Annotated in this window: 6 protein-coding genes and 1 pseudogene; 3 read left to right on the forward strand and 4 right to left on the reverse strand. The window is 72.5% G+C overall.

From position 1 onward, the window contains the following. Nucleotides 1-62 precede the first annotated feature (62 nt). The 4 genes from ACFWV8_RS35100 to ACFWV8_RS35115 form a co-directional block, all read right to left on the reverse strand. On the reverse strand, nucleotides 63-1,166 hold the full coding sequence (locus ACFWV8_RS35100; RefSeq protein WP_384213922.1) for a branched-chain amino acid aminotransferase: 1,104 nt from the start codon (nucleotides 1,164-1,166) through the stop codon (nucleotides 63-65). A 228-nt stretch (nucleotides 1,167-1,394) separates the two neighbouring features. Beyond that, a complete protein-coding gene (locus ACFWV8_RS35105; protein ID WP_384213924.1) occupies nucleotides 1,395-2,435 on the reverse strand; it encodes a 3-isopropylmalate dehydrogenase in 1,041 nt (346 codons plus the stop codon). Between the two features lie 125 nt (nucleotides 2,436-2,560). Then, entirely contained in the window at nucleotides 2,561-2,689 is a 129-nt protein-coding gene (locus tag ACFWV8_RS35110) for a hypothetical protein (protein ID WP_329381097.1), read from the reverse strand. Between the two features lie 361 nt (nucleotides 2,690-3,050). After that, entirely contained in the window at nucleotides 3,051-3,596 is a 546-nt protein-coding gene (locus tag ACFWV8_RS35115; RefSeq protein ID WP_384213928.1) for a GNAT family N-acetyltransferase, read from the reverse strand. A gap of 101 nt (nucleotides 3,597-3,697) precedes the next feature. Between ACFWV8_RS35115 and ACFWV8_RS35120 the strand changes: the two genes are divergently transcribed. The 3 genes and pseudogenes from ACFWV8_RS35120 to ACFWV8_RS35130 all read left to right on the forward strand — a co-directional run. Then, nucleotides 3,698-4,273: a CDP-alcohol phosphatidyltransferase family protein gene (locus ACFWV8_RS35120; RefSeq protein WP_384213931.1), complete on the forward strand. Its 576-nt coding sequence runs from the start codon at nucleotides 3,698-3,700 to the stop codon at nucleotides 4,271-4,273. Next, complete coding sequence (locus tag ACFWV8_RS35125; protein WP_384213933.1) at nucleotides 4,270-5,148, forward strand: phosphatidate cytidylyltransferase; 879 nt, start codon at nucleotides 4,270-4,272, stop codon at nucleotides 5,146-5,148. The genes ACFWV8_RS35120 and ACFWV8_RS35125 overlap by 4 nt, the downstream gene beginning before the upstream one ends. A 203-nt stretch (nucleotides 5,149-5,351) precedes the next feature. Beyond that, nucleotides 5,352-6,063 (forward strand): annotated as a pseudogene (locus ACFWV8_RS35130) (lysophospholipid acyltransferase family protein); the annotation flags it as partial.

Consider the following 6,063-nt stretch of genomic DNA (forward strand, 5'->3'; position numbering starts at 1 on the left):
TCACACAGCGAATGCCGCCACCCCGCGTACCCACCGGCCCGGTAACCGTCCGCGGCGGCACGTCAGACCACGTGGTGCATCCAGTTGTGGACGTCCTCGGCCCGGCCCGTCTGGATGTCCAGCAGCGCCTCGCGCAGCTTCGTGGTGACCTCGCCGGGCTCGCCGCCCGAGTGCGTCCACTCACCGCTCGTCGACCTGACGAGGCCGACCGGCGTGATGACGGCGGCCGTACCGCACGCGAAGACCTCGGTGAGGGTGCCGTTCTCGGTGTCGCGGCGCCACTGGTCGGTGGAGATACGGCGCTCCTCGGACGAGTAGCCGAGGTCGCTCGCCATCTTCAGCAGCGAGTCGCGGGTGATGCCGGCCAGCAGCGAGCCGGTGAGCTCGGGAGTGACGATCTTGTCCCCGTACACGAAGTACAGGTTCATCCCGCCCATCTCCTCGACCCAGCGGTGCTCCAGCGCGTCCAGCCAGACGACCTGGTCGCAGCCCTCGGCCGCCGCCTCGGCCTGCGCGAGCAGGGAGGCCGCGTAGTTGCCGCCGGTCTTGGCGAAGCCCATGCCGCCGGGGACGGCGCGCACATAGTTCTCGGAGAGCCAGACCGAGACGGGCTTCACGCCGCTCGGGAAGTACGCGCCGGCCGGGGAGGCGATGACGAGGAACAGATACTCGTTCGACGGCTTCACACCGAGGCCCACCTCGGTCGCGATCATGAACGGCCGCAGATACAGCGACGCCTCGCCGCCGTGCGGCGGGACCCACGCCTGGTCCTGCCGCACCAGCGCGTCGCACGCCTCGATGAACGTCTTGGCCGGCAGCTCGGGCATCGCCAGCCGGCGCGCGGAGACCTGGAAGCGCAGGGCGTTGGTCTCGGGCCGGAAGGTGGCGACGCTGCCGTCGGGGCGGCGGTACGCCTTCAGCCCTTCGAAGATCTCCTGCGCGTAGTGCAGCGTCATGTTGGCCGGGTCGAGCGAGAGCGGCCCGTACGGCACCAGCTCCGCGTCGTGCCAGCCCCGGCCCTCCGTCCACCTGATGGTCACCATGTTGTCGGTGAAGTGGCGACCGAAGCCGGGAGCGGCCAGGATCGCCTCGCGCTGCGCGTCGGACAGCGGATTCGACGAGGGCTTGAGCGCGAGAGTGGGCAATGGCGTCGTGGGCGTGGTCATGAGTTCTTGTCCTTCACCGGTTGTGTATGACGGACCGCGCTCACGCCGCTACAGGTACTAGGACGTCCGAGCTTTCCCTCACGCTACGGCCCACCGCCATTGTGGCGCGTGGCTGAGCTTGGCATGAATCGGGGTGAATGCGGCCCTGCGGATGATGGTGACACCCGGTGGCCGCGAAGCACAGCCGCCGGGTGCTGCGACCCGGCGGCGGTGGAAGGCGTCGTCGGGTCAGCCCGCTACTCGTACGACGAGCGCGTCACCGATCTCGTCGGTCGTACGGGGCGCACCGCCGCGCTCCGCGAGGTCGGCCGCGACGGCCTCCTCGACACGGGCGGCCTCGGCGTCGAAGCGGAGGTGCCGCAGCAGCAGTGCGACCGAGAGGATCGTGGCCGTGGGGTCGGCCTTCCCCTGGCCCGCGATGTCCGGCGCCGAGCCGTGGACGGGCTCGAACATGGACGGGAACGCCCGGTCGGGGTTGATGTTCGCGGATGCGGCCAGGCCGATGCCGCCGGTCACGGCAGCGGCGAGGTCGGTGAGGATGTCACCGAAGAGGTTGTCGGTGACGATCACGTCGAACCGCTCGGGCTGGGTGACGAAGAAGATCGTCGCGGCATCGACGTGCAGATAGTCGGTGGAGACGCCGGGGTACTCCTGGCCGACCCGGTCGAAGATCCGCTTCCAGAGGTGGCCCGCGTAAACGAGGACGTTGTTCTTGTGGACAAGCGTCAGCTTCTTGCGGGGGCGGGAGTCGGCACGCTCGTACGCGTCGCGCACGACCCGCTCCACGCCGTACGCCGTATTGAGGCTGACCTCGGTGGCCACCTCGGCGGGCGTACCGGTGCGCAGGGAGCCGCCGTTGCCCGTGTACGGGCCCTCGGTGCCCTCACGTACGACGACGAAGTCGATGTCCGGACGGCCGGCCAGCGGTGTGGCCTGGTTCGGGAAGAGCTTCGACGGCCGCAGGTTCACATAGTGGTCGAAGGCGAACCGCAGCTTCAGCAGCAGCCCCCGCTCCAGGATCCCGGACGGCACGGAGGGGTCGCCGATGGCACCGAGGAGGATCGCGTCGTGCGTCTTGAGCGCGGCGAGTTCCGCGTCCGGGAGGGTCTCCCCGGTACGGTGCCAGCGCTTGGCGCCGAGGTCGTACTCCTTGGTCTCCAACTTCACATCCTGCGGGAGTACGGAGCCGAGGACCTTCAGGCCCTGGGCCACGACCTCCTGGCCGATGCCGTCACCGGGGATCACTGCGAGATTGATGCTGCGAGACATGACGGGCACCTTACTGCGCGTCCCAGTGCCTGACACGCGTGGTCCACGATTCGGACGGTACGTGTTTCACGCGGGGGTGCGCGCGCAAGTGAAGGGCCGGTTGGCCCCGTTCGTCCCGTCGCGGCTCAGTGGCCGGTGGAGCCGCCGTTGTCCCGGCGGTCGAGGGCGCGCTGGAGGGCCGCTGCGGCGTTCTTGCGGTCAGACTCGTTGCCGCGGGCGTGGTGACGGACGCGGCGGACTGTTGTCTCGGCCATGGTCATCGACTCCTTGAGACAGCTGAGGCATACGGATTGGGGGGCCGTACGAGGCATCTGCTACGCGCCGGATGGGCGGGGAGCTCGCGCCGCAGGGGTTGCCTGCGTGAGGGCGATGCTCACGTCCGCCGTTCGCTGGATCAAGCGAGTCGTTCGGCTCGTACAAAGCTAAGGGAGCCGGGCCGTTCTGTCTCCACAGTTAGTCGGACTTCCTACTATCTGAGACGGCGGCCTTGATCCAGTGCGGCGATTCGTCGTCGGAGAGTGCCGGAGAGTGCCGTCGAGCGGTCCCGTCGCCGCCGGGAGCGGGACCGGCGGCGGTGGCCGCGGCGCCCCGTACGCCGCGGCGGAGGGGCGCCCTCTACAGCACATCGCCGTCGCGCCAGTCGAAGATCAACGCGTCCTCGGCGGACGGGAGTTCACGATCGGGCACCGGCCAGAGGAAGGTGCTCCCCTCCTCCTCGGGGAGCCGCACCACCCCGTCCGGGCTCAGCACCTCGACGCGGCCCTCCCACTGATGCCAGCCGCGCGACAGGTAGAGACGCGAGCCCGCCTCGGACGCGGAGAGCGCGCCGACGTCGTACGCCCGGCCGACGACCCGCTCCAGCACCTCCATGACCCGGCCGCCGAGCCCGTCCCTGCGCCGGTCGGGACGGACGGCGACCGCCTCCACGTAACCCACGCGGTAGGAGTGGCCCGCGTGCGTCAGCCGGCGCTGGATCACGCTGCCGTGCGCGACGAGCGCGCCCGCCCTGTCCCGTACGAGGACATGGACGCCGCCGAGCCCGTGCGCCCAGTCCTCCTCACTGAAATGCCCGTCGAAGGCGTCGTCCAGGAGGGCGCGGATCTCGCCGAGGGTCGCCGGATCGAGCTCAAAGGTGTGCGCGGTGCGCAGCGGGTCTGACATGCGTCTCACTCTTTCAGGCCAAAGGCCCGCGTATGTACTCAGTGCTCGGTTGAGTAGCTGCTCCATGTCGAAAGGGCGTGTCTGTCGCGACAGTTGGCCACATGAACGGCCTTTACGCACTCAAGCCCTGGTACGCGTCCCGGCTCTCCGGAGTCCGGGCCGCACTCGTCCGCCGCGAGGTGTCGCCCGACACGCTCACCGCGGCGGGTGTCGTCAGCGCGGCCGGTGCGGGCGCCGCCGTCGCCTGGCTGCCCGCCGGTCCGCTCGCCGCGCTCCCCGTCGTCGTCCTTCTCGCCGCCCGTCTGGCCTTCGCCAACCTCGACGGGGCGCTGGCACGGGACACCGGCCGGACGACCCGGCGCGGCGCCGTCCTCAACGAACTCGGCGACCGCGCGGCCGATCTGGTCGTCCTCGCCGGCTTCATCGCGCTCGCGCCGCTGTGGCTGGTCGCGGTGGCGGGGCTGGCGGCGACGCTGCCGTCCTGGGTGTCCCTCGCGGGTACGGCGGCGGGCGCGCCGCGCCGTAACGGCGGCCCCGTCGGCAAGACCGAACGCTGCCTGCTCGTCGTCATCGCCGCCGCGACCGGCTGGGCGGTGCCGGTGCTCGTCGTGATCGCGGCGGGCTCGGCGCTCACGGCCGTCGTCCGCTTCGGCTGGGTCTGGAGGAAGCTCGCATGAGCGGCGTGCTGATCGCGGGCGAGGCCGTGGGGCGTGCCGTGCCCCTCGTCGCGGGCGCCCTCGGGGCGAGCGGCATCGCGGTGGCGGCGCTGCCCGCGCGCCTCAGGATGCGGGCGGAGCTGCGCAGACGGTGGCGGACGTGGGCGATCGCCGCGCCGGTGTTCCTGGGGTCGCTGTTCCTGGGAGCCGGGGGCGCGTTCGCGCTGGCCGCGGCGCTCGGGGTGACGGCGGTGAGCGAGTACGTACGGTTGGCGGGGCTCCCGCGCGCGGAGCACACCGTGCTGGCCGTGGCCGCCGTCGTACTCCCGGCGCTCGCGTGGCTGGTGCCCGGGGCTCTGGGCGCGGGGGCGGTCGATCTCCGGGTGGTGGCGCTGCTGTTCATGGCGGCGGCGCTGCCGGCGCTGCTGGCGGGCGACCACGAGCGGGGCTTCACCCGCACCGCGCGCACCGTCTTCGCCCTGTTGTGGATTCCCCTCCCGCTCACCGGACTCGTGGTGCTTCAGGACACGGCGGTCGCGGTCGGGCTGGCGGTGGCGCTCGGCGACGTCGGGGCGTGGTGCGGCGGTACGGCGCTGGGACGGCGCGGCCCGCTCGCCCGGCCGTTGTCGCTTCTCTCGCCCAGCAAGACATGGGCGGGGGTGCTGGGCGCCGCGGGGGCGACCGGCCTCGCCCTGGCCGCCGTCGGTGCCTTCACACCGCCGCTGTGGGCGGCGGTCCTGATCGGCTGCGTGCTCGGCGACCTGCTCGAATCCATGGTCAAGCGGGAGGCGGGCGTGAAGGACGCGGGCAGTTGGCTGCCGGGCTTCGGCGGGCTGCTCGACCGGATCGACTCCCTGCTCCTGGCGCTCCTGCTCGCGATGGTGGTGACGGCATGACCGCACGGAGCTCTGCCCTGCGGGCGGCGCGTTCGACGCGGCGGCTGCGGGGGCGTACGACGCGGGTCGTCGGTCACCGACGGGGGCGTACGCGGGTGGGGCACGGACGGGGCCGGGGTCTGGGGCGGGGCACCGTCTCCGGCGGGCCGGGCGGCCCAGGGCCCGTACCGGCGCCCGCCGTCTCGCCCACTCGGCTCGGCGCGGTGCTGCGGCGCGCCCTGTGGTGGCTCGTCCTCACCGTCACAGGCGGTGTGCGGCGGCACGGTCAACTGCCGCCCCATGGGTGCGTAGTTGTGGCCAACCACTCCTCGCACGCGGACACCGCCGCGCTGCTGGCGGCGCTCGACGCCCGGCACCGGCCCGCCATCGGGGCGGCGGCCGACTACTGGTTCGCCTCCCCGTGGCGGCGCCGGATCTGCCGCGTGCTCGCCGCCGGGTTCCCCGTGCGGCGCACCGGCGGCGGCATGGACGACCTGCTGTCCATGGCGGACGGCCTGCGGGCCGGCCGCGCGGTCGTGCTCTTCCCCGAGGGCACGCGTGGGGCGGACGGCGCCGTCGGCACCTTCCACCGGGGCGCCCTCGTGCTCGCCGAGCGGGCGGGCGTCCCCGTCGTGCCGGTGGGTATCGGCGGCACGGACCGGCTGCTGCCCAAGCACGGACGGCTGCGTTCGTCGCTGGTGCGGGTACGGATCGGTGAGCCGCTGCCGCCGTCGGCGACGCCGGAGGACGCGCGGGCGGCGGTCGCGGCACTGCACGCCCGTACCGGTTCGGAGCCGCTCCCCGACTCCCCGTAAGGCGCCGGGTGGCGGCGGTGGCCGCCTCCCGTCCAGGTCCTGTCCGGTGGATCTTCGCGGATAAGGCCGGGGCGTCTGGTGCGGTGCATCGCAAGGCGCCGAAGTGCCCGCAGGGTGGTTT

The organism is Streptomyces sp. NPDC058665 (genome assembly GCF_042714995.1).
GTDB lineage: Bacteria > Actinomycetota > Actinomycetes > Streptomycetales > Streptomycetaceae > Streptomyces.

Excerpts from the sequence above, each read along its gene's own strand:
- ACFWV8_RS35100 (WP_384213922.1), bottom strand. The coding sequence starts at position 1,166 with ATGACCACGCCCACGACGCCATTGCCCACTCTCGCGCTCAAGCCCTCG.
- ACFWV8_RS35105 (WP_384213924.1), bottom strand. The coding sequence starts at position 2,435 with ATGTCTCGCAGCATCAATCTCGCAGTGATCCCCGGTGACGGCATCGGC.
- ACFWV8_RS35110 (WP_329381097.1), bottom strand. The coding sequence starts at position 2,689 with ATGGCCGAGACAACAGTCCGCCGCGTCCGTCACCACGCCCGCGGCAAC.
- ACFWV8_RS35115 (WP_384213928.1), bottom strand. The coding sequence starts at position 3,596 with ATGTCAGACCCGCTGCGCACCGCGCACACCTTTGAGCTCGATCCGGCG.
- ACFWV8_RS35120 (WP_384213931.1), top strand. The coding sequence starts at position 3,698 with ATGAACGGCCTTTACGCACTCAAGCCCTGGTACGCGTCCCGGCTCTCC.
- ACFWV8_RS35125 (WP_384213933.1), top strand. The coding sequence starts at position 4,270 with ATGAGCGGCGTGCTGATCGCGGGCGAGGCCGTGGGGCGTGCCGTGCCC.